Here is a 22028-nt window from a genome sequence, read left to right on the forward strand (position 1 = left end):
ACCCGCGGCCCTCTCCTTTTCAACGCCGGTTCGAGAGGCTTGTTCATGGCCGACCACGCAACCCACGACGCCCAGGCTCGGGCCAGCCTGCACTTGCTGGTGCGGGACATCGAGCGGGTCCGCCGGCAGGTGGACGCACTGCGCACGCTCACCGCGCAACTGGGCAACGTCTACCGCCCGCGCCGCTCCGGTCCTTCCACGGGCTTCGTCGTCTACGGACGCGCACCCGCCCCGACGGTCCGTCTCGCCCAGGAGCTGCGGGACAGCGTAGAAACGCTGGTCACGGCGGCCGTGGACTTCGACCGCTCGCTCGGCTTCTCCTGGGACGCGGTGGGTTCCGCCCTCGGCGTCACCAAGCAGGCGGTCCACCGTCGCTACGGCGCGCGCCGTGCCGCCACGCAGGCGGCGGCAGAGGCCGAGCGCACGTCCGAGCCCTCGGGCACCCGGACGGTCAATGTCTCCACCGCCCTCCCCACGGTGCCGACGGTCCCCGCGGCCCGCTCGATGCCGACACAGCCGACAGCGGGCAGCCCCGGCCTCCGCGACGAGGCCAGGCCCACGGCATTCCCCGGCCCCCGCAACGGCTGACCCCCAGCACTCTGCCCTCCTGGAGCGCACCCGGGAGGGCAGAGTCTTGCCCGGCGACAACCACGGAGCTCCCACCGCCGCGACCTCGACGCACGCACGGCTTCCGGGGTCGGCGAGTGGCGCCGATGGCTTGAGCTACGTCTGGTTTGGGCTTACGTCCGCCCCGCAGCGGTTCTCGGCGTCACGGAGGGGTGGGTATCGGCGGGGTGGCGGGCATGCGAGTTCCCGGCACAGCGGCATGCGAACTCGCGCCATCGCCGGCCACAGGCGTCACCAAGTCGCAGAGCCCCTGCCTCGCGCCCCCTCCCCTCGGCCTCCTGGGCTCACGGCCTCCCGATGGCGCCGCCCTCCGCCCAGTCGCCTCCCGACTTCCACTCGCCAGCAACACGGCACCGTCCATCGCGCTCCGGCCTCGGGCGGCGCGCCCAGCCCGCGTGGAAGTCCCCCTCACCCGATGTCAGGCGGATCAATCCGAACCCGCACCGCGACCTCGCTCGCCCCGCGTGCCATGCGGGCCGCCTGTGCGGCCTTCAGCGCGGACGCCAGCGCGGCCCCGCTGCCCGGCGGCACCCGGATCAACGCCCGGTCCCAGTGCTCCCCCGGCGGCGGCCCACCCACGCGACGGGGCCGTCCGACCGCCGTGACGGCCAGCGGCACGGGCCCCAACACCTCGGCGTCCGGCGGCAGCTCGGCCGTACGGAGAAACTCGGCGACGGCCTCCCCGGGCCCGGACACCGCGGCCATCCGGGACACCGGCGGAAAGCCCAGCTCGGCCCGCTCACCGAGCTCACGCACGGCGTGCCCGACCGGGTCCCACCGCACCAGCGCCTGTACGGGCCGCAGCGTGGGTTCGGCGACGACGACCACGGTCCCCCCGGCGCTCTGCGGCCGGACCAGCGACGCGGCCCCGATCCAGCGGCGCAGCGCGTCCTCCCCCGCCCGCAGGTCGGGCCGCCCGAGCATGGCCCAGCCGTCCAGCAGCAGCGCTGCGGCATAGCCGCCCTCGGCGACGGGCTCGGCGCCCGGTGTGCTCACGACCAGCGAGGGCGTGCCCGGCACGGTGTCCAGGACATGTTCACGCCCGGACGTCCGCACCGGAACGGCGGGAAAGGCCCGCCCCAGCTCCTCGGCGGTCCGGCGCGCCCCCACCACCTGGGCACGCAGCCGGAAGCCACCGCACTCCGGACAGTGCCAGGCACCCTCGTCGCGCCCGCACCACCCGCACCGCAGATCGGCCCCGGAACCCTGCGCCTCCAGCGGCCCGGAGCAGTGCCGGCACCGGGCGGGCGCCCGGCAGTTGGCGCAGGCCATCCGCGGCACGTATCCACGCCGCGGCACCTGCACGAGCACCGGTCCTTGCCGCAGCCCTTCCCGCACCGCCTGCCAGGCGAGCGTGGGCAACCGGGCGGCGCGGGCGGCCTCGTCCCGCGCGAGATCGCCGTCGCCGACGGTCCGTACCAGCGGAGCCGCACCCCGCACCTGCTCGCGCGCGGCGACCAACGGCCGGGCCCAGCCGCTCTCCACGAGCTGCGCGGCCTCGACAGTGCAGCTCCAACTTCCCAGCAGGAAGCCGCACTTGTCCTGGGCGGCCCGGAGCAGCAGCACCTCGCGGGCATGGGGCTGCGGGGCGTGCCGCTCGCTGTGGCTGTCGTCGCCGTCGTCCCAGAGGGCGACCAGCCCAAGATCCTGCACGGGCGCGAACATGGCGGCCCGGGTCCCCACGACCGCCCGCACACTCCCACGCCGCACCGCGAGCCACTCCCGGTACCGCTTCTCGGGCCCGGCGTCGGCGGTGAGCACGGCATGCCGCCCCTCGCCCATCAGCGAGGTCAGTGCGGCATCGACCCGCGCCACGGCCCGCCCGTCCGGCAGCACGACGAGCGCCCCTCGCCCGGAGGCCAGCGTGGCGACGACCGCCCGCGCCAGTTCCTCACTCCACTCGGGCCCGGGCAGCGCATTCCACACGGCTCGCGGGGCGCCCCCGGAAGCGAGCGCGTCCAGGAAGCCGGTCCCGCGCTCATAGCGGCCCCAGGACCCCGCCTCGGGCCGGCCGGGCGGCGGAAGCGGCTCCGGCGAGGGCCGCTTCTCGGCCCGGGCGCTGCGCGGCGGCACGGCCAGCTGAAGCACATCGGCAAGCCCTCCGGCGTACCGGTCGGCCACGGCCCGCGCGAGCCCCAGCAGCTCTTCGCTCAAGACCGGCTCGGGCGAGACGACCTGTGCGAGCGCAGCCAGCGGCCCCGCATAGTCGGACTGCGCGACCCGCTCGACGAGGAACCCGTCGATGAGCCCACCGCCCTCACGCCGCCCTTCGCGCACACGATGCCGCCCGGCCCCGAACCGCACCCGCACCCGCACTCCGGGCTGCGCGTCCGCGTCCAACTCCTCCGGCACGGCGTAGTCGAAGTACCGGTCGAGATGCAGCACACCCTTGTCGACCAGCACCCTCGCCACCGGCAACCGCTCGGCGAGCCTGGCCCCCCGCCAGGTCCTGGGCTTCGCCCGCGGCGTCCTGGCCTGCCGCACACTCTCCCGAATGAGCGCGAGCTGCTCGGGCGACGCCCCGTCGGCGCCACCGCCACCACTCCCGTTCTCGCTGCTCACGCTTGCATTCTTACCAAACACCACTGACAACCGACGCCCACCCGAGTTCCCCAAGACGACGGACCGCACTCTGCCTTGGACCACCCGGCAGCGTTCCGGCACACGACGAGGCCCGGCCCCCGAAGGGACCGGGCCTCACACGAACCGTTGAGCCGGGCTTACAGCCCCGCAGCCTTCTTCAGCGCCTCCACCCGGTCCGTCCGCTCCCAGGTGAACTCCGGCAGCTCGCGGCCGAAGTGGCCGTAGGCCGCCGTCTGGGCATAGATCGGGCGGAGCAGGTCGAGGTCGCGGATGATCGCGGCCGGACGCAGGTCGAAGACCTCGTCGATGGCCTTCTCGATCTTCTCGGGCTCGATCTTGTGGGTGCCGAAGGTCTCGACGAACAGGCCGACCGGCTCGGCCTTGCCGATCGCGTACGCCACCTGGACCTCGCAGCGCGCGGCCAGACCCGCGGCGACGACGTTCTTGGCGACCCAGCGCATCGCGTACGCCGCCGAACGGTCCACCTTGGACGGGTCCTTGCCGGAGAAGGCGCCACCGCCGTGCCGGGCCATGCCGCCGTACGTGTCGATGATGATCTTCCGGCCGGTCAGACCCGCGTCACCCATCGGACCGCCGATCTCGAAGCGGCCGGTGGGGTTGACGAGGAGGCGGTAGTTCTCGGTGTCCAGCTTGATGCCGTCGTCGAGAAGAGCCTTCAGCTCCGGCTCGACCACGAACTCCCGGATGTCGGGCGCGAGGAGCGAGTCGAGGTCGATGTCGCTCGCGTGCTGCGAGGAGACGACCACCGTGTCCAGACGGACCGCCTTGTCACCGTCGTACTCGATGGTGACCTGCGTCTTGCCGTCGGGGCGCAGGTAGGGGATGGTGCCGTTCTTGCGGACCTCGGAGAGGCGCTTGGACAGACGGTGCGCCAGGAAGATCGGCAGCGGCATCAGCGTGGGCGTCTCGTCCGTCGCGTAGCCGAACATCAGGCCCTGGTCACCGGCGCCCTGACGGTCCAGCTCGTCCTCGTCGCCCTCGACCCGGTTCTCGTACGCCGTGTCCACGCCCTGTGCGATGTCCGGCGACTGCGCGCCGATCGAGACCGAGACGCCACAGGAGGCGCCGTCGAATCCCTTCTTCGAGGAGTCGTAGCCGATCTCGAGGATCTTGTTCCGGACCAGCGTCGCGATGTCCGCGTACGTCTTGGTCGTGACCTCTCCGGCCACATGCACGAGCCCGGTGGTGATCAGGGTCTCGACAGCGACCCGGGAAGACGGGTCCTCGCGCAGAAGCGCGTCGAGAATGGTGTCGCTGATCTGGTCAGCGATCTTGTCGGGGTGACCCTCGGTCACGGACTCCGAGGTGAACAGGCGACGGGACACAACGCTCCCTGTGGTTGCAGCGGCTGCTGGCTGATCATTGGCGGACGGTCGGGGGCTGCGCCCGGCGTCGTCCGAGGACAGTTTATCTGTCGTGCTCGGTCACGGACCCCCTGTCTCGCCTCTCGGGAGGGCTGTGACCTGCGGCACGGGCATTCTGCCCACTGTCACACACCCTTGACCAGGCACGCCACACCCGAATCAAGCAAGGCACCAGAGAAGCCCGAGCGCATCAAACAATTCACCCGAGCCGTCGCGCCACCAGGTCCCACACGGTTTCGGCCAGGGCCTCCTTGGGCCCGTGGGGGACCGGGGTCTCGCTGCCGTCGGCGCCCAGGACGACCGCCTCGTTCTCCTCCGAGCCGAACGTCTTGCGCTCCCCCACCTCGTTCACGACGAGGAGGTCGCACCCCTTGCGTTCCAGCTTCTTACGGCCGTTGGCCAGCACGTCGTCGGTCTCGGCGGCGAAGCCGACGATCACCTGGCCGGGGCGGGCGCGGTCGGTGGAGATCTCCGCGAGGATGTCCGGATTACGCACCAGAACGATGGGTTCCGGGTCCTCCCCGTCCTTCTTCTTGATCTTTCCGGCGGCGTAGGTCGCGGGGCGGAAGTCGGCGACCGCGGCCGCCATCACCACCACATCGGCGTCCGAGGCGGCCTTGAGAATCGCCTCCCGCAGCTGCACCGCGGTGCCGACCGGCACGACGTCCACGCCGGCCGGCTCGGGCAGCCCGGTGTTCGCCGAGACCAGCGTGACACGGGCGCCCCGGGCGGCGGCGGTGCGGGCGAGGGCGTAGCCCTGCTTGCCGGAGGAACGGTTGCCGAGGAAGCGGACCGGGTCGAGGGGCTCGCGGGTGCCGCCGGCGCTGACGACGACGTGCCGCCCCTTGAGGTCGGGCTCGGTGACGCCGCGGGCCAGCACACGGCGGCAGACCTCGAAGATCTCGGCGGGGTCGGGCAGCCGGCCCTTGCCGGTGTCGACGCCGGTGAGCCGGCCGACGGCGGGCTCGATGACGACCGCGCCGCGCCTGCGCAGCGTCGCCACGTTCTCCTGGGTGGCCGCGTGCTCCCACATCTCGGTGTGCATGGCGGGGACGAAGACCACCGGGCAGCGGGCGGTGAGCAGGGTGTTGGTCAGCAGGTCGTCGGCGAGGCCGTGGGCCGCCTTGGCGAGGATGTCGGCCGTGGCCGGGGCGACGATCACCAGGTCGGCGTGCTGGCCGATGCGGACGTGCGGGACCTCGTGGACGTCGTCCCAGACCTCCGTCGAGACGGGGTTGCCGGAGAGGGCGGACCAGGTGGCGGCGCCGACGAAGTGCAGGGCGGAGGCGGTGGGGACGACACGGACGTCGTGTCCCGACTCGGTGAGTCGGCGCAGCAGCTCACAGGCCTTGTACGCGGCGATGCCGCCGCTGACCCCCAGAACGACCTTCGGCTTGTCCACCGTCTCTCCCCGGCTCGGCAACGTACGGGTCCATCACACACCACAGGCCCGACAGTCGCGCTGCCGGGCCTGTGGAAAAGCCAGCTGAAAGCTGAAAATACGACTTACTGCGCCGGGCCCTCGACGGCCTCGGACGTCAGCAGACCCGCGTTGATCTCGCGCAGGGCGATCGAGAGCGGCTTCTCGTGCACGTGGGTGTCGACGAGCGGACCGACGTACTCGAGGAGGCCCTCGCCGAGCTGCGAGTAGTACGCGTTGATCTGGCGGGCCCGCTTGGCCGCGTAGATCACGAGGCTGTACTTCGAGTCGGTGGCCTCGAGGAGCTCGTCGATCGGCGGGTTGATGATGCCCTCGGGCGCGGAGATGGAAGAGGACACGCTCTACCTTCCGATGGATGGGAAAGAATCAGTGTGAATGATCAAGCCTGTAACGATCAGGCACGATCACACAACGTCCATCAAGGCTAGCAGCTCGCGCGCCACGTCCTCGACGGAGGTGTTGACCAAGGTGGTGTCGAACTCCGGCTCGGCCGCCAGCTCGACCTTCGCCGCGTCCAGCCGGCGCTCGATCACCTCGGGTGGCTCGGTGCCACGTCCGGTGAGTCTGCGCACGAGCTCCTCCCAGGAGGGAGGAGCCAGGAACACCAGCTGAGCCTCGGCCATGGACTCCCGGACCTGCCGGGCCCCCTGGAGGTCGATCTCCAGCAGGACGGGCTCACCCGCCTCCAGCCGCTCCAGCACGGCCGCACGCGGCGTGCCGTAGCGGTTGCCCGCGAACTCGGCCCACTCCAGCAGCTCACCGTTGGCGATCAGCTTGTCCATCTCGTCGTCGGTGACGAAGAAGTACTGGACACCGTGCCTCTCGCCGGGGCGGGGCTTGCGGGTCGTCGCCGACACCGAGAGCCAGACCTCGGGGTGTTCCTTGCGCATATGGGCGACGACCGTGCTCTTGCCGACCCCTGAGGGGCCGGAGAGCACGGTCAGCCGCGGACGTACGTCCGGGGGCTCGGGGGTCGTCCCCCGGAATGTTGCAGCCATGCAGCGATTATTCCAGCAATCCCGGAGTGCCCGGGACTCCCTGTCCCAAGAGCGCGGACTCAGGAGCCGGTGCTGCCGAACTCACGCTCCAGGGAGGCGATCTGGTTGGAGCCGAGGCCACGCACGCGGCGGCTCTCGGAGATGCCGAGTCGCTCCATGATCTGCTTGGCGCGGACCTTGCCCACGCCCGGCAGGGACTCGAGCAGCGCGGAGACCTTCATCTTGCCGATGACGTCGTTCTCCTGGCCCTGCTTGATGACCTCGTGAAGGGAGGCGCCGGAGTGCTTGAGTCGATTCTTGACCTCGGCCCGCTCCCGGCGAGCCGCGGCGGCCTTTTCGAGCGCGGCTGCGCGCTGTTCAGGGGTAAGGGGCGGAAGAGCCACGCCTACGTCACCTCGGATGTCGAACTGTCGGATACGGACCGGTGAGGAACCTAGTCGCCCCACACCTGGGGAGCCACGAGCAACACGCTGCCCGTACTCCCCCACTGCCTGAAGGGCGTGGGAGGCTCCCTCACTCGTCGGAGACTAGCGGCCAAGTCCGCCAGAGTCAGCGAGAACAGCGGAAAAGTCCTGGTCAGCCTCCGTCAGGTCGGACATTTAGGACATAATGCCCTGGATTTGAGGATGTATTCAGACTCAAGTCGGCCGCGGGGCACTCATCGGAGGACCTCCGCGACCGGCTCGAACACCTCTGACGGGGGTCAGAGACCCGATACGGCGTGCGCGATCTCGTCGGCGAAGCGTGACGCGGCCTCACGCAGCGCGACGACGTCCGGTCCGTGCCGCAGAACACCCCGGCTGACGTTGGGAACGACATTGCGGGCCGCGGCGCCGAAGACCTGCGGAAGATCCGCCGGCGTGGCGCCCTGGGCCCCGATGCCCGGGGCGAGGATCGGACCGTTGATCGAGAGGTCGTAGGACGACAGGTCACCGAGCGTGGCGCCGACGACCGCGCCGAAGGACCCCATCGGCTGCTCGCCCTCGTTCTCGGCCGCCAGGTGCGCCAGCATCGTCGCGCCGACGGTGCGGCCGTCCGCGCGGATCGCGTGCTGGACCTCGCCGCCCTCCGGGTTCGAGGTCAGCGCCAGCACGAACAGCCCGGCGCCGCTCTCCCGGGCCAGCGCGACGGCCGACGAGAGCGATCCGTAGCCGAGGTACGGCGAGACGGTCAGCGCGTCGGAGAACAGCGGGGAGTCCTTGCGCAGGAAGGACTCGGCGTACGCGGCCATGGTCGAGCCGATGTCACCGCGCTTGGCGTCCATCACGACGAGCGCACCGGCGGCCCGCGCCTCCTCGACCGACCTCTCCAGGACGGCGATGCCGCGCGACCCGAAGCGCTCGAAGAAGGCGCTCTGCGGCTTCAGTACGGCGACCCGGTCCGCCATGGCCTCGACGACCGTCCGGCTGAACCGCTCCAGGCCGGCCACGTCGTCGTTCAGGCCCCACTCGGCGAGCAGGGAGGCGTGCGGGTCGATCCCGACGCAGAGGGGGCCGCGCTCGTCCATGGCGCGGCGCAGACGTGCGCCGAAGGGTTCGAGAGAGCTCATGCCGTCTTCCTCACGTCGGCGCCGACCGCGTCGGCGAGGGTGGCGTACGGGCTGGTGCGCAGGCGCACGGCGAGCCCTTTGTGAATGGCGCGGCCCCAGAAGGGCCCCTCGTAGATGAACGCGCTGTATCCCTGCACGAGCGTGGCACCGGCGAGGATGCGCTGCCAGGCGTCCTCGGCGTTCTCGATGCCGCCGACGCCGACCAGGGTGATCCGGTCGCCCACGCGCGCGTACAGGCGCCTCAGCACCTCCAGGGAGCGTGCCTTCAGCGGCGCTCCGGACAGGCCGCCGGTCTCCTTCACGAAGGAGGGGTCGGACTTCAGACCGAGTCCCTCGCGGGCGATGGTGGTGTTCGTGGCGATGATCCCGTCCAGGCCGAGCTCGACGGCCAGGTCGGCGACGGCGTCGACGTCCTCGTCGGCGAGGTCCGGCGCGATCTTCACGAGCAGCGGCACCCGGCGGCCGGGCACCGTGCGGTCGGCGGCCTCACGGACGGCGCTCAGCAGCGGCCTCAGGGACTCCGTGGCCTGGAGGTTGCGCAGGCCGGGCGTGTTGGGCGAGGAGACGTTCACCACCAGGTAGTCGGCGTACGGCGCGAGCCGCTCGGTCGACTTCACGTAGTCGCCGGCGGCCTCGGCCTCCGGGACGACCTTGGTCTTGCCGATGTTGACGCCCACGACGGTCCGGAACACGGGCGTACGGGAGGCCAGACGGGCCGCCACGGCCAGCGAACCCTCGTTGTTGAAGCCCATGCGGTTGATGAGCGCGCGGTCCGGTACGAGCCGGAACAGGCGCTTCTTGGGGTTGCCCGGCTGCGCCTCGCCGGTCACGGTGCCGATCTCGACGTGGTCGAAGCCGAGCATCGACATCCCGTCGATCGCGACGGCGTTCTTGTCGAAGCCGGCGGCGAGCCCGAAGGGACCGTGCATGCGCAGCCCGAAGGCCTCCGTGCGCAGCTCCTTGTAGCGGGGCGCGAGCGCGGCGGCGACGAACGTACGCAGCACCGGGACGCGGACCGCGAGCCTGATCCACCGGAACGCCAGGTGGTGGGCCTGCTCCGGGTCCATCCGCTTGAACACCAGACGGAAGAAAAGCTTGTACATCACTGTGTCCTCGTGGAAGAGGGGGACACCGTTTCCGGTGTCCCCCTCGTGGGCTGCTAGTCGCGGGCCGCGGTCAGATGCTCGGCGTGTTCCTGGAGGGAACGCACGCCCACATCACCGTGGTTGAGGGCGTCGATGCCCTGGACGGCGGCGGCGAGCGCCTGCACCGTCGTCAGACAGGGCACGGACCGCGCCACGGCCGCCGTACGGATGTCGTAGCCGTCGAGGCGGCCGCCGGTGCCGTACGGGGTGTTGACGATGAGGTCGACCTCGCCGTCGTGGATGAGCTGGACGATGGTCCGCTCGCCGTTCGGGCCGGTGCCCTCGGACTGCTTGCGCACGACGGTGGCGTTTATGCCGTTGCGCTTGAGCACCTCGGCCGTGCCGGACGTGGCGAGCAGCTCGAAGCCGTGGGCGACGAGCTCACGCGCCGGGAAGATCATCGAGCGCTTGTCGCGGTTGGCGACCGAGATGAACGCGCGGCCCTTGGTGGGCAGCGGGCCGTAGGCGCCGGCCTGCGACTTGGCGTACGCCGTGCCGAAGACGGAGTCGATGCCCATGACCTCACCGGTGGAGCGCATCTCCGGGCCGAGGACGGTGTCGACGCCGCGGCCGTGGATGTCGCGGAAGCGCGTCCACGGCATGACGGCCTCCTTGACGGAGATCGGCGCGTCGAGGGGCAGTTCGCCGCCGTCGCCGGTTGCCGGAAGCAGGCCCTCCGCCCGCAGTTCGGCGATGGTCGCGCCCAGCGAGATCCGGGCGGCGGCCTTCGCCAGCGGCACCGCGGTCGCCTTCGAGGTGAAGGGGACGGTGCGGGACGCGCGCGGGTTGGCCTCCAGGACGTACAGGATGTCACCGGCCATCGCGAACTGGATGTTGATCAGGCCGCGTACGCCGACGCCGCGAGCGATGGCCTCCGTGGATGCCCGCAGGCGCTTGATGTCGAAGCCGCCGAGCGTGATCGGGGGCAGGGCGCACGCCGAGTCGCCGGAGTGGATGCCGGCCTCCTCGATGTGCTCCATGACGCCGCCGAGGTAGAGCTCCTGACCGTCGTAGAGGGCGTCCACGTCGATCTCGATGGCGTCGTCGAGGAAGCGGTCGACCAGGACCGGCCGGGAGGGGCTGATCTCGGTCGACTCGGCGATGTAGGCCGACAGCCGCGTCTCGTCGTACACGATCTCCATGCCGCGCCCGCCGAGCACGTACGACGGCCGGACCAGGACCGGGTAGCCGATCTCGTCGGCGATGGCCTTGGCCTCGGCGAAGGTGGTGGCGGTGCCGTGCTTGGGGGCCGGCAGGCCGGCCTCGGCGAGGACACGTCCGAACGCGCCCCGGTCCTCGGCCGCGTGGATCGCCTCCGGCGAAGTGCCCACGATCGGCACGCCGTTGTCCTTCAGCGCCTGCGACAGACCCAGCGGGGTCTGGCCGCCGAGTTGCACCACGACGCCCGCCACCGGACCGGCCTGCTGCTCGGCGTGGACGATCTCCAGCACGTCCTCCAGCGTCAGCGGCTCGAAGTACAGACGGTCGGAGGTGTCGTAGTCCGTTGAGACGGTCTCCGGGTTGCAGTTGACCATCACGGTCTCGTACCCGGCGTCGCTCAGCGCGAAGGAGGCGTGGACGCAGGAGTAGTCGAACTCGATGCCCTGGCCGATGCGGTTGGGACCGGAGCCCAGGATGATCACGGCCGGCTTCTCGCGGGAGGCGACCTCCGTCTCCTCGTCGTAGGAGGAGTAGAAGTACGGCGTCCGCGCGGCGAACTCGGCGGCGCAGGTGTCGACCGTCTTGTAGACCGGGCGGATACCGAGCGCGTGCCGCACCTCGCGCACGACGTCCTCGCGCAGCCCGCGGATCTCGGCGATCTGCTGGTCGGAGAACCCGTGCCGCTTGGCCTCGGCGAGCAGCTCGGGGGTGAGCTTCGCGGCCCCGGCGATCTCGTCGGCGGTCTCCTTGATCAGGAAGAGCTGGTCGACGAACCAGGGGTCGATCTTCGTGTACTCGAAGACCTCCTCCTGGGTGGCGCCCGCGCGGATGGCCTGCATGACGGCGTTGATCCGGCCGTCGGTCGGGCGGATCGCCTCTTCGAGCAGCGCGATCTTGTCGCCGGGCTCGCCGACGAAGGTGAACTGGCTGCCCTTCTTCTCCAGCGAGCGCAGCGCCTTCTGGAACGCCTCGGTGAAGTTGCGGCCGATGGCCATGGCCTCGCCGACCGACTTCATGGTGGTGGTGAGGGTGGAGTCGGCCTGCGGGAACTTCTCGAAGGCGAACCGCGGGGCCTTCACGACCACGTAGTCCAGCGTGGGCTCGAAGGAGGCCGGGGTCTCCCGCGTGATGTCGTTCGGGATCTCGTCGAGGGTGTAGCCGACGGCGAGCTTGGCGGCGATCTTGGCGATGGGGAAGCCGGTCGCCTTGGAGGCGAGCGCCGAGGAACGCGACACGCGCGGATTCATCTCGATGACGATCACGCGACCGTCCTCGGGGTTCACCGCGAACTGGATGTTGCAGCCGCCGGTGTCGACGCCGACCTCGCGGATCACGGCGATACCGATGTCGCGCAGGATCTGGTACTCGCGGTCGGTGAGCGTCATCGCCGGGGCGACGGTGATGGAGTCGCCGGTGTGCACGCCCATCGGGTCGAAGTTCTCGATGGAGCAGACGACCACGACGTTGTCGTGCTTGTCACGCATCAGCTCCAGCTCGTACTCCTTCCAGCCGAGGATGGACTCCTCCAGGAGCACCTCGGTGGTCGGGGAGAGCGTGAGGCCCTGGCCGGCGATGCGGCGCAGCTCCTCCTCGTCGTGCGCGAAGCCGGAGCCGGCGCCGCCCATGGTGAAGGACGGACGGACGACGACCGGGTAGCCGCCGAGCGTCTCGACGCCCTGGAGCACGTCGTCCATGGAGTGGCAGATGACCGAGCGGGCGGACTCGCCGTGCCCGATCTTGCCGCGGACGGCCTCGACGACCTCCTTGAAGAGGTCGCGGTCCTCGCCCTTGTTGATGGCCTCGACGTTGGCGCCGATCAGCTCGACGCCGTACTTCTCCAGCGTGCCCGCCTCGTGCAGCGAGATCGCGGTGTTGAGGGCCGTCTGGCCGCCCAGGGTGGGCAGCAGCGTGTCGGGCCGCTCCTTGGCGATGATCTTCTCGACGAACTCGGGGGTGATCGGCTCGACGTAGGTGGCGTCGGCGATCTCCGGGTCGGTCATGATCGTCGCCGGGTTGGAGTTCACGAGGATGACGCGCAGGCCCTCGGACTTCAGGACGCGGCACGCCTGCGTGCCGGAGTAGTCGAACTCGGCGGCCTGGCCGATGACGATCGGGCCGGAGCCGATGACCAGGACGGACTGGATATCGGTGCGCTTAGGCACGCTGGCCCTCCATCAGGGATACGAAGCGGTCGAACAGGTAGGCGGCGTCGTGCGGGCCCGCTGCCGCTTCGGGGTGGTACTGGACGCTGAAGGCCGGCTTGTCGAGGAGGTGGAGTCCCTCCACCACGTTGTCGTTGAGGCAGACGTGGGAGACCTCGGCACGGCCGTACGGGGTCTCGGAGACCTGGTCGGTCGGGGCGTCCACGGCGAAGCCGTGGTTGTGCGCGGTGACCTCGACCTTGCCGGTCGTACGGTCCTGCACGGGCTGGTTGATGCCGCGGTGGCCGTACTTCAGCTTGTAGGTGCCGAAGCCGAGGGCGCGGCCGAGGATCTGGTTGCCGAAGCAGATGCCGAAGAGCGGGGTGCCGCGCTCCAAGACGGCCTGCATGACGGAGACCGGGTGGTCGGCGGTGGCGGGGTCGCCGGGGCCGTTGGAGAAGAACACACCGTCGGGGTTCACGGCGTACACGTCGTCGGCGGTCGCCGTGGCCGGCAGCACATGCACCTCGATACCGCGCTCGGCCATGCGGTGCGGGGTCATGCCCTTGATGCCGAGGTCGACGGCGGCGACGGTGAACCTCTTCTCGCCGATCGCCGGGACGACGTAGGCCTCCTTGGTGGCGACCTCGGCGGAGAGGTCGGCGCCCTTCATCTCGGGGGCCTGGCGGACCTCGGCGAGCATGGTGGCCTCGTCGGGCAGCGCGTTGCCGGAGAAGATGCCGACGCGCATGGCACCGCGCTCACGCAGATGGCGCGTCAACGCGCGCGTGTCGATGTTGGAGATCCCGACGACGCCCTGGTGGCGCAGCTCCTCGTCCAGGGAGCGCTTGGCACGCCAGTTGGAGGGCACGCGCGCGGGGTCGCGCACGACGTAGCCGGCGACCCAGATCTGCTTGCTCTCCGGGTCCTCGTCGTTGACGCCGGTGTTGCCGACGTGCGGGGCGGTCATCACGACGACCTGGCGGTGGTACGACGGGTCGGTGAGGGTCTCCTGGTAGCCGGTCATGCCGGTGGAGAACACGGCCTCGCCGAAGGTCACCCCCACGGCCCCGTAGGCGCGGCCACGGAAGATCCGGCCGTCCTCCAGGACGAGTACGGCGGGAACCTTGTCGGCTCCCCTGGTGGAGGTCGTCATCGTTCGGCGCCTTCCGTGCTGTCGGTGTTGATCACAGATTTGTCGATCATGGAGTTAATGACGTCGGCCCACTCGTTGTGCTCCGCCGCGTGGTCCGAGCGGAACCCGGAGTCGATCAGCCGCTCGCCGTGCGCCCAGGTGACCACGAGCAGTCCGCCCTCGGTCAGGACCTTGCCGGCGATGCCCTTGTCGAGCCGGGCCTCGCGCAGCTGCGCGGCCGGGACGAAGAAGTCGGTCGCGCCGGGGCGTACGACGTCCAGTCCCGCGTCCGTCAGGGTGAGCTCGACCCGGCTGCGGGTGCCGAGGCCGTGCGCCACGATCCGGTCCAGCCACTGACCTGCGGTGGTCGAGCCGTGGTAGCGGCCGCTCATGCTCAGTCTGGCCGGGCCGGGGTCGTCCGGCGCGCTGGGCAGCTCGGGCAGGTCACTCTGGAGCGTGCCGCGCCATTTCCAGCCTTCGCGCATCAGCCAGTAGACGAGCGCGACGAAGAGGGCGAGTCCGACGACCCAGCCGACCCGGGCGGCCCAGTCGGTCACCTCGGCCGACTTCTGTTCGGCGGCGAGTCCGGCTGCGAGCAGTGGTGCAGGTGTCACGTGAGCTTCCCGTCGACGAGCGTGGCCTTGCCCCGGAGCCACGTGTGCGTGACACGGCCCGGCAGCTCACGCCCCTCGTACGGAGTGTTGCGGCTGCGCGAGGCGAAGCCCGCGGGGTCCACGGACCCACGGTATTCCGTGTCGACGAGCGTGAGGTTGGCGGGCTCACCAGCCGAGACGGGCCGGCCGTGCCCCGCCGCCTGCCCGATCTGCGCGGGCTTGACGGACATGCGCTCGGCGACCCCGGCCCAGGTGAGGAGCCCGGTGTCCACCATGGTCTCCTGCACCACTGACAACGCGGTCTCCAGGCCGACCATCCCCATGGCGGCGGCCGCCCACTCGCAGTCCTTGTCCTCGTGCGGGTGCGGGGCGTGGTCGGTGGCGACGATGTCGATCGTGCCGTCGGCGAGGGCCTCGCGCAGCGCCATGACATCACGCTCGGTGCGCAGCGGCGGGTTCACCTTGTAGACCGGGTTGTAGGTGCGCACCATCTCGTCGGTGAGGAGCAGGTGGTGCGGGGTGACCTCGGCGGTGACGTCGATACCGCGGGACTTGGCCCAGCGGACGATCTCGACGGACCCGGCGGTCGACAGATGGCAGATGTGGACGCGGGAGCCGACGTGCTCGGCGAGCAGGACATCCCGGGCGATGATCGATTCTTCGGCCACCGCGGGCCAGCCGCCGAGGCCCAGCTCCGCGGAGACGACGCCCTCGTTCATCTGGGCGCCCTCGGTCAGCCGCGGCTCCTGGGCGTGCTGGGCGACGACCCCGCCGAAGGCCTTCACGTACTCCAGCGCGCGGCGCATGATCACGGCGTCGTCGACGCACTTGCCGTCGTCGGAGAAGACGGTGACGCCGGCGGCGGACTCGTGCATGGCGCCCAGCTCGGCCAGCTTGCGGCCCTCCAGGCCGACGGTGACGGCGCCGATCGGCTGTACATCGCAGTAGCCGTGCTCCTGGCCGAGCCGGTAGACCTGCTCGACCACACCGGCGGTGTCGGCCACCGGGAAGGTGTTGGCCATGGCGAACACGGCCGTGAAGCCGCCGGAGGCGGCCGCGCGCGTGCCGGTCAGCACGGTCTCGGAGTCCTCACGGCCGGGCTCGCGCAGGTGGGTGTGCAGGTCGACCAGACCCGGGAGCAGGACGCGGCCGGCCGCGTCCACGACCTGGGCGCCCTCGTCGCTCAGCCCGGTGCCCACCTCGGCGATGGTCTCGCCGTCGATCAGCACGTCCTGCGGCTCGCCGCCGAGCACCTTCGCACCACGGATAAGGATCTTGCTCATCTGTCTTACTTCTCCTCGGTACGGGGGTGGGAGGCGGCGGGCTCGTTGCCGCCGAGCAGCAGGTACAGAACGGCCATCCGGATGGAGACTCCGTTTGCGACCTGCTCGATCGCGGTGCAGCGCTCAGAGTCGGCGACCTCGGCGGTGATCTCCATGCCGCGGACCATCGGGCCGGGGTGCATCACGATGGCGTGCTCGGGCATCTTCGCCATGCGGTCGCCGTCGAGGCCGTAGCGCCGCGAGTACTCGCGCTCGGTCGGGAAGAACGCGGCGTTCATCCGCTCGCGCTGCACGCGCAGCATCATCACCGCGTCGGACTTGGGAAGCGTGGAGTCGAGGTCGTACGACACCTCGCAGGGCCAGGTCTCGACGCCGACCGGCACCAGCGTGGGCGGGGCGACCAGGGTGACCTCGACGCCGAGTGTGTGCAGCAGGTCGACATTGGAGCGGGCGACCCGGCTGTGCAGGACGTCGCCGACGAGGGTGATGCGCTTGCCGGACAGGTCCTGCCCCAGTCCGGCGTCCCGCCCGACCAGGCGCCGCCGCATGGTGAAGGCGTCCAACAGCGCCTGGGTGGGGTGCTGGTGGGTGCCGTCGCCGGCGTTGATGACGGCCGCGTCGATCCAGCCGGAGTTGGCGAGGCGGTACGGCGCTCCGGAGGCGCCGTGCCGGATGACCACGGCGTCGACGCCCATGGCCTCCAGGGTCTGGGCGGTGTCCTTCAGGGACTCGCCCTTGGAGACGCTCGATCCCTTGGCGGTGAAGTTGATGACGTCCGCGGACAGCCGCTTCTCGGCGGCCTCGAAGGAGATGCGCGTGCGCGTGGAGTCCTCGAAGAAGAGGTTCACGACGGTGCGGCCGCGCAGGGTCGGCAACTTCTTGATCGGCCGGTCGGCGACCCGGGCCATCTCCTCGGCGGTGTCGAGGATCAGGACGGCGTCGTCGCGGGTGAGGTCGGCGGCCGAGATGAGATGACGCTGCATCTGTCAGGCTCCGTAAGGCAGTTCATCGAGGGAGATGAGGGAGATATGGGGCAGACGGGTGCGCGCGAAGGCGCACTGAGCGGACGTACGGCGTCAGCCGTACGCCGTGGGCGCTACTGGGAGGTCCGCTTGGCGCCGAGCAGCACGGTGTCGCGACCGTCCTCCTCGGCGAGCTGGACCTTGACCGTCTCCCGCAGCGACGTGGGGATGTTCTTGCCGACGTAGTCGGCGCGGATGGGCAGTTCGCGGTGGCCGCGGTCGACGAGGACCGCGAGCTGGACCGCGCGCGGACGCCCGATGTCGTTCAGGGCGTCGAGGGCGGCGCGGATGGTGCGGCCGGAGAACAGGACGTCGTCGACGAGGATGACGAGGCGGCCGTCGATGCCGTCACCGGGGATCTCGGTGCGGGCGAGCGCACGCGGCGGGTGCATGCGCAGGTCGTCGCGGTACATCGTGATGTCGAGCGAGCCGAGCGAGATCTTGCGCTCGGTGATCTCCTCGAGCTTGGCGGCGAGCCGCTGGGCGAGGAAGACGCCTCGGGTGGGAATGCCGAGGAGCACCACGTCGTCGGCGCCCTTGGCGCGCTCGACGATCTCGTGGGCGATGCGGGTCAACACCCGCGCGATGTCAGGGCCTTCGAGAACGGGCCTGGCGTCGGACGCTTGCGTGTCCTGCTGCCTGTCCATATGAAAAGGACCTCCTTCTCCGCCTCACGGGACGGACCTTAAAGGACGTCTGGTTTGCGCCATACACGTTAGCAGGCCGCCGGAGGCCACCTCATCACCCCCTTGGCCCAATCGGCCACCGATAGCACGGAAGAGTCGGTGTGGACCATTCGGCTTGACGGGCCAGAGTAACGCTGCGTAACCTCACAGTGAGTTACCAAACCGCGCGGCATGGAACCCAAGCCACGTCGCGTCGACACAGTGTCCGGGGAGCTATATGTCCAGCGAATACGCCAAACAGCTCGGGGCCAAACTCCGGGCCATCCGCACCCAGCAGGGCCTTTCCCTCCACGGTGTCGAGGAGAAGTCCCAGGGACGCTGGAAGGCCGTCGTGGTCGGTTCGTACGAGCGCGGTGACCGCGCCGTGACCGTGCAGCGCCTCGCCGAGTTGGCGGATTTCTACGGCGTTCCGGTGCAGGAGCTGCTGCCGGGCACCACGCCGGGCGGGGCCGCCGAGCCGCCGCCGAAGCTGGTCCTGGACCTGGAGCGGCTGGCTCATGTGCCGGCCGAGAAGGCGGGACCCCTGCAGCGCTACGCCGCGACCATCCAGTCGCAGCGCGGTGACTACAACGGCAAGGTGCTCTCGATCCGCCAGGACGACCTGCGCACACTCGCCGTCATCTACGACCAGTCCCCCTCGGTCCTGACCGAGCAGCTGATCAGCTGGGGCGTGCTGGACGCGGACGCGCGCCGCGCGGTCTCCCACGCCGACGAGGGCTGAGCCCTTCACGGCTGAGCAGAAACGTACCGCCGGGGTGGCCGGAACCCATCGGGTTGCGGCCACCCCGGCGGCGTTTCTACCGCCTGGGAGGACCCCCGGGCGCAAGAAGACGCGGGAGGGCCCGCAGCATCCGCTGCGGGCCCTCCCGCGTCTTCGTAAGCCCTTTTACGCCTCTTCGCGCCGCAGCGAGGGCTTGAGGTCCTTGAGACGGCCGAGCAGGCCGTTGACGAACGAGGGCGACTCGTCCGTGGAGAACTCCTTCGCCAGCTGCACCATCTCGTCCAGCACGACGGCGTCCGGGGTCTCGTCGACCCAGATCAGCTCGTACGCGCCGAGGCGCAGGATGTTGCGGTCCACGACCGGCATCCGGTCGAGCGTCCAGCCGACGGCGTACTGCGCGATCAGCTCGTCGATGCGCTTCGCACGCTGCGCGTAGCCCTCGACCAGCTGCATCGTGTACTCGCTCACCGGCGGCTGCCGGGTGTCGGTCCGGGAGAGCCGGATCCAGTCGGCGAGGACCGTCAGGACGTCGGCTCCGCGCTGGTCACCCTCGAAGAGGATCTGGAAGGCGCGCTTGCGGGCCGTGTTGCGGGCAGCCAATTTAGCTGTTCACCCGGCCGAGGTAGTCGCTCGTGCGGGTGTCGACCTTGATCTTCTCACCGGTGGTGATGAAGAGCGGGACCTGGATCTGGTGGCCGGTCTCCAGGGTGGCGGGCTTGGTGCCACCGGTGGACCGGTCGCCCTGGACACCCGGCTCGGTCTCCTGGATGACCAGCTCGACGGCGGCCGGCAGCTCGACGAAGAGCACCTCGCCCTCGTGCTGGGCGACGGTGGCCATGAAGCCCTCGATGAGGAAGTTCGCGGCGTCGCCGACGGCCTTCCGGTCGACCATGAGCTGGTCGTAGGTCTCCATGTCCATGAAGACGAAGTACTCGCCGTCCATGTACGAGAACTGCATGTCGCGCTTGTCGACGGTGGCCGTCTCGACCTTCACGCCGGCGTTGAAGGTCTTGTCGACGACCTTCCCGGAGAGCACGTTCTTGAGCTTGGTGCGCACGAAGGCCGGGCCCTTGCCGGGCTTGACGTGCTGGAACTCGACGACGGACCACAGCTGGCCGCCTTCGAGCTTGAGCACCATGCCGTTCTTGAGGTCGTTCGTGGAAGCCACGGTTGCGGAATCTCCTGGACTGACGTGGACGACCCCGGCGCACGCACTTCCTAAAGCGCGAGCAGCTCCTTGGTCGTGATGGTGAGTAGCTCGGGTCCGCCGTCCGCCTCGGGGCGGACGACGAGCGTGTCATCGATCCGGACGCCGCCCCGGCCCGGGAGGTGGACCCCCGGTTCGACGGTGACCGGCACGCAAGCGTCCAGTTTACCCATGGCCGCGGGAGCCAACTGCGGGTCCTCGTCGATTTCGAGTCCCACACCGTGCCCCGTCAGGGAGGGAAGGCCCTCGGCGTACCCCGCGGAATCCAGCACCTGACGGGCGGCACGGTCCACGTCACGGTAGGCGGCGCCCGGCGCGAGCATCTCCCGTCCGGCCCGCTGGGCTGCGAAGACCAGGTCGTACAGATCGATCTGCCAGTCGGCGGGGGACGTACCGATCACGAAGGTACGGCCGATCTCGCAGCGGTAGCCCCGGTACGTCGCTCCCAGGCAGACGGAGAGGAAGTCGCCCTCCTCGACACGGCGGTCGGTGGGCCGGTGCGCGCGTCGGCCGGAGTTCGGGCCGGTGGCGACGGCGGTCGGGAAGGCGGGGCCGTCGGCGCCGTGGTCGACGAGGCGGCGTTCGAGTTCAAGGGCGAGATGGCGCTCGGTGCGGCCGACGAGGATGGATTCGAGGAGCTCACCCAGAGCCTGATCGGCGATCTCGGCGCCGATACGCAGACAGGAGATCTCCTCCTCGTCCTTCACGACCCGGAGCTGTTCGACCGCGCAGCCGAGGTCGGCGAGCCGCAGCCGCGGGGCGACCGAGCGGATGGCTCTGTGGCGGGCCACGGTCAGGTGATGCTCCTCCACGGCGAGGGCGTCGGCGCCCTGCCCCGCCGCGAGGTCGGCCGCGGCGACGGCCGGGTCGCCTCCGGCGCGGGGGAGGGTGTGGATCCGCAGCGCCTCGTCGGGGCGGCCCTCGGCCGGACGTTCTTCGGGTGGGCCCACGCAGACCAGCAGGTCCTCGGTCTTTCCGAGCAGGAGCGCGGCGCCCTTCGGGGCCGCGCCCGCGAGGTAGCGCACATTGGCCGGGCGGGAAACCAGCGCGGAGGCGCTGCCGCCGGCTTGGCAGCGTTCGCGTAGACGGGTTCGGCGGGCCGCGTAGACCTCTGACATGACACGAGCGTAGGAGCTCCGCCGGGTTGGTGCCGGTTGAGGGGGTCTGAGTGGGCGGTGCCGTATTTATGCGGGTAGGTAGAGGTCTATTCGGAGGACAGAGTGCCCCATGAAGTCGCCTGCCGTGTGCGGGTGAGTGAGGGCTGGTCGCGCAGTTCCCCGCGCCCCCTCAGGTCGGCCCGCTTGCGTCGGCTACCAATTCGGCGGGCTGGCGATTGATCTTGCCAGTACGTCGTCCAGGACCTTCGCCGTCTGTGGCACGTCCAGCTGGGAGTTGTCGATGATCGGCAGCCCCGAGCCGTACCAGCCCGCCATCCGGCCGTGGATCCGGGCGACCTCTTCGTCGGTGAGGCGGCGGTTGCCCGCGCGTTCGGCGTTGCGCTCCAGGACGATCTCCAGGCCCGGCAACAGCACCACCGGCAGCAGACCGGGGCCCACGTGCCGCTTCCAGCCGCCGAGGCCGACCACCGGGCGGTCGGGGAAGACCGCGTCGTCGAGGATGCAGGAGATGCCGTTGGCCAGGAAGTTCCGCGCGGCGAAGCCGCAGGTGCGGCGGGCCAGGCGGTACTGGGCCTCGGAATTGTCGTTCCACCCGGACTGCGGGTCCGCGAAGCCCGAGCGGACCCATTCGCGCACGTCGTCGAGGCTGATGTGGGCCGTGGGGACCCGGCGGTGGTCCGCCCAGTACTTGGCGACGCTGGTCTTACCGGCCCCGGCCGGCCCGATCAGCAGCACCGCGATGGTCGTGGTCGACGGGTCGGGTGCCGCGGTGGCGGGCGGCACGCTCGGGATGCCGACGGGGCCGCCGGGCGGCAGCGGTACATGGCCGGTGGTCTCGGGGGCCTGCGAGGGGTGCGGGGCCTGGACATGGTGCGGCGTGTGCGGGACCGGTCCGGGCGGTGCGAAGCCCGGCGCCGGGGGCGGCGGAGGCACCGGCGCGGAGCCCTGGTGCGGGGCGGATCCCTGGTGAGGGGCAGGTCCCTGATGCGCGGCCGGTCCCTGGTGCGGGACAGGGCCCTGGTGCGCGGCGGGCCCCGGGTGTCCGCCCGGGTGGTGCGCACCGGGGTCGTGTGCGGCCGGCGTCCAGCCGTGCCCCGACTGATGGGGCGGCGGCAGCGGAGAACCCACTGCATGCTGCATCCGGTGCCACTCCGTCTCGTCTTCCATGGCCATTGGCGCTGGCAGCGGGCTCGCGACCCGCCCCCTACCGAA

At 70.6% G+C, this 22028-nt stretch carries 20 protein-coding genes; 2 read left to right on the top strand and 18 right to left on the bottom strand.

Annotated features, from left to right (window positions below):
• Positions 1–45 precede the first annotated feature (45 nt).
• A complete protein-coding gene (locus ACFPQ9_RS36880) occupies positions 46–588 on the top strand; it encodes a hypothetical protein (protein ID WP_380863182.1) in 543 nt (180 codons plus the stop codon).
• A gap of 447 nt (positions 589–1035) precedes the next feature.
• Here ACFPQ9_RS36880 and ACFPQ9_RS36885 read toward each other — a convergent pair whose 3' ends face one another.
• From ACFPQ9_RS36885 to pyrR, 14 genes are all read right to left on the bottom strand, one after another.
• A complete protein-coding gene (locus ACFPQ9_RS36885; RefSeq protein WP_380863184.1) occupies positions 1036–3189 on the bottom strand; it encodes a primosomal protein N' in 2154 nt (717 codons plus the stop codon).
• Between the two features lie 158 nt (positions 3190–3347).
• Positions 3348–4556 carry a methionine adenosyltransferase gene (gene metK / locus ACFPQ9_RS36890; RefSeq protein WP_380863186.1) on the bottom strand — a complete coding sequence of 403 codons (1209 nt, stop codon included), beginning with the start codon at positions 4554–4556 and terminating at the stop codon, positions 3348–3350.
• Between the two features lie 238 nt (positions 4557–4794).
• Positions 4795–5997, bottom strand: coding sequence for a bifunctional phosphopantothenoylcysteine decarboxylase/phosphopantothenate--cysteine ligase CoaBC (gene coaBC, locus ACFPQ9_RS36895; protein ID WP_380863188.1), 1203 nt, complete (start codon positions 5995–5997; stop codon positions 4795–4797).
• A 104-nt stretch (positions 5998–6101) separates the two neighbouring features.
• Positions 6102–6374, bottom strand: coding sequence for a DNA-directed RNA polymerase subunit omega (gene rpoZ, locus ACFPQ9_RS36900; protein WP_003988945.1), 273 nt, complete (start codon positions 6372–6374; stop codon positions 6102–6104).
• A 66-nt stretch (positions 6375–6440) separates the two neighbouring features.
• A complete protein-coding gene (gene gmk / locus ACFPQ9_RS36905) occupies positions 6441–7034 on the bottom strand; it encodes a guanylate kinase (RefSeq protein WP_380863191.1) in 594 nt (197 codons plus the stop codon).
• A gap of 59 nt (positions 7035–7093) precedes the next feature.
• A complete protein-coding gene (locus ACFPQ9_RS36910; RefSeq protein ID WP_003977346.1) occupies positions 7094–7417 on the bottom strand; it encodes an integration host factor in 324 nt (107 codons plus the stop codon).
• A 320-nt stretch (positions 7418–7737) separates the two neighbouring features.
• Positions 7738–8583: an orotidine-5'-phosphate decarboxylase gene (gene pyrF / locus ACFPQ9_RS36915; protein ID WP_380863194.1), complete on the bottom strand. Its 846-nt coding sequence runs from the start codon at positions 8581–8583 to the stop codon at positions 7738–7740.
• A complete protein-coding gene (locus tag ACFPQ9_RS36920) occupies positions 8580–9686 on the bottom strand; it encodes a quinone-dependent dihydroorotate dehydrogenase (protein WP_380863196.1) in 1107 nt (368 codons plus the stop codon). Before ACFPQ9_RS36920 ends, pyrF begins: the two co-directional genes overlap by 4 nt.
• A gap of 56 nt (positions 9687–9742) precedes the next feature.
• Positions 9743–13051 carry a carbamoyl-phosphate synthase large subunit gene (gene carB / locus ACFPQ9_RS36925; RefSeq protein ID WP_380863198.1) on the bottom strand — a complete coding sequence of 1103 codons (3309 nt, stop codon included), beginning with the start codon at positions 13049–13051 and terminating at the stop codon, positions 9743–9745.
• Positions 13044–14186 carry a glutamine-hydrolyzing carbamoyl-phosphate synthase small subunit gene (carA, locus tag ACFPQ9_RS36930; protein ID WP_380863200.1) on the bottom strand — a complete coding sequence of 381 codons (1143 nt, stop codon included), beginning with the start codon at positions 14184–14186 and terminating at the stop codon, positions 13044–13046. The genes carB and carA overlap by 8 nt, the downstream gene beginning before the upstream one ends.
• Positions 14183–14779, bottom strand: a complete 597-nt coding sequence (locus ACFPQ9_RS36935) for a PH-like domain-containing protein (RefSeq protein WP_380863202.1) — start codon at positions 14777–14779, stop codon at positions 14183–14185. The genes carA and ACFPQ9_RS36935 overlap by 4 nt, the downstream gene beginning before the upstream one ends.
• Positions 14776–16062 carry a dihydroorotase gene (locus tag ACFPQ9_RS36940; RefSeq protein WP_380863204.1) on the bottom strand — a complete coding sequence of 429 codons (1287 nt, stop codon included), beginning with the start codon at positions 16060–16062 and terminating at the stop codon, positions 14776–14778. The genes ACFPQ9_RS36935 and ACFPQ9_RS36940 overlap by 4 nt, the downstream gene beginning before the upstream one ends.
• A 5-nt stretch (positions 16063–16067) precedes the next feature.
• The gene (locus ACFPQ9_RS36945) at positions 16068–17045 is read right to left on the bottom strand and encodes an aspartate carbamoyltransferase catalytic subunit (protein WP_380863206.1); all 978 of its coding nucleotides are present in this window, start codon (positions 17043–17045) and stop codon (positions 16068–16070) included.
• A gap of 113 nt (positions 17046–17158) precedes the next feature.
• Positions 17159–17731 (bottom strand): bifunctional pyr operon transcriptional regulator/uracil phosphoribosyltransferase PyrR, encoded by a 573-nt coding sequence (pyrR, locus tag ACFPQ9_RS36950; RefSeq protein WP_380863208.1) that lies wholly within the window; start codon positions 17729–17731, stop codon positions 17159–17161.
• 256 nt (positions 17732–17987) lie between these two features.
• Between pyrR and bldD the strand changes: the two genes are divergently transcribed.
• Entirely contained in the window at positions 17988–18491 is a 504-nt protein-coding gene (gene bldD, locus ACFPQ9_RS36955) for a transcriptional regulator BldD (protein ID WP_007491469.1), read from the top strand.
• 165 nt (positions 18492–18656) lie between these two features.
• Here the strand turns inward: bldD and nusB are convergent, their stop codons facing one another.
• From nusB to ACFPQ9_RS36975, 4 genes are all read right to left on the bottom strand, one after another.
• Positions 18657–19091, bottom strand: coding sequence for a transcription antitermination factor NusB (gene nusB, locus ACFPQ9_RS36960; protein ID WP_380863211.1), 435 nt, complete (start codon positions 19089–19091; stop codon positions 18657–18659).
• Position 19092: 1 nt separating this feature from the next.
• Positions 19093–19659 (bottom strand): elongation factor P, encoded by a 567-nt coding sequence (efp, locus tag ACFPQ9_RS36965; RefSeq protein ID WP_380863213.1) that lies wholly within the window; start codon positions 19657–19659, stop codon positions 19093–19095.
• A gap of 50 nt (positions 19660–19709) precedes the next feature.
• Positions 19710–20816, bottom strand: a complete 1107-nt coding sequence (locus tag ACFPQ9_RS36970) for an aminopeptidase P family protein (RefSeq protein WP_380863215.1) — start codon at positions 20814–20816, stop codon at positions 19710–19712.
• A 192-nt stretch (positions 20817–21008) separates the two neighbouring features.
• Positions 21009–21956 (bottom strand): Pro-rich N-terminal domain-containing protein, encoded by a 948-nt coding sequence (locus ACFPQ9_RS36975; protein WP_380863217.1) that lies wholly within the window; start codon positions 21954–21956, stop codon positions 21009–21011.
• Between the last annotated feature and the right edge of the window lie 72 nt (positions 21957–22028).

The sequence above is a fragment of the Streptomyces coerulescens genome, from assembly GCF_042657965.1.
Taxonomy (GTDB): domain Bacteria; phylum Actinomycetota; class Actinomycetes; order Streptomycetales; family Streptomycetaceae; genus Streptomyces; species Streptomyces coerulescens.

Excerpts from the sequence above, each read along its gene's own strand:
- bldD (WP_007491469.1), top strand. The coding sequence starts at position 17,988 with ATGTCCAGCGAATACGCCAAACAGCTCGGGGCCAAACTCCGGGCCATC.
- pyrF (WP_380863194.1), bottom strand. The coding sequence starts at position 8,583 with ATGAGCTCTCTCGAACCCTTCGGCGCACGTCTGCGCCGCGCCATGGAC.
- ACFPQ9_RS36940 (WP_380863204.1), bottom strand. The coding sequence starts at position 16,062 with ATGAGCAAGATCCTTATCCGTGGTGCGAAGGTGCTCGGCGGCGAGCCG.
- ACFPQ9_RS36880 (WP_380863182.1), top strand. The coding sequence starts at position 46 with ATGGCCGACCACGCAACCCACGACGCCCAGGCTCGGGCCAGCCTGCAC.
- carA (WP_380863200.1), bottom strand. The coding sequence starts at position 14,186 with ATGACGACCTCCACCAGGGGAGCCGACAAGGTTCCCGCCGTACTCGTC.
- ACFPQ9_RS36975 (WP_380863217.1), bottom strand. The coding sequence starts at position 21,956 with ATGCAGCATGCAGTGGGTTCTCCGCTGCCGCCGCCCCATCAGTCGGGG.
- gmk (WP_380863191.1), bottom strand. The coding sequence starts at position 7,034 with ATGGCTGCAACATTCCGGGGGACGACCCCCGAGCCCCCGGACGTACGT.
- ACFPQ9_RS36970 (WP_380863215.1), bottom strand. The coding sequence starts at position 20,816 with ATGTCAGAGGTCTACGCGGCCCGCCGAACCCGTCTACGCGAACGCTGC.
- pyrR (WP_380863208.1), bottom strand. The coding sequence starts at position 17,731 with ATGGACAGGCAGCAGGACACGCAAGCGTCCGACGCCAGGCCCGTTCTC.
- ACFPQ9_RS36920 (WP_380863196.1), bottom strand. The coding sequence starts at position 9,686 with ATGTACAAGCTTTTCTTCCGTCTGGTGTTCAAGCGGATGGACCCGGAG.
- ACFPQ9_RS36945 (WP_380863206.1), bottom strand. The coding sequence starts at position 17,045 with ATGCAGCGTCATCTCATCTCGGCCGCCGACCTCACCCGCGACGACGCC.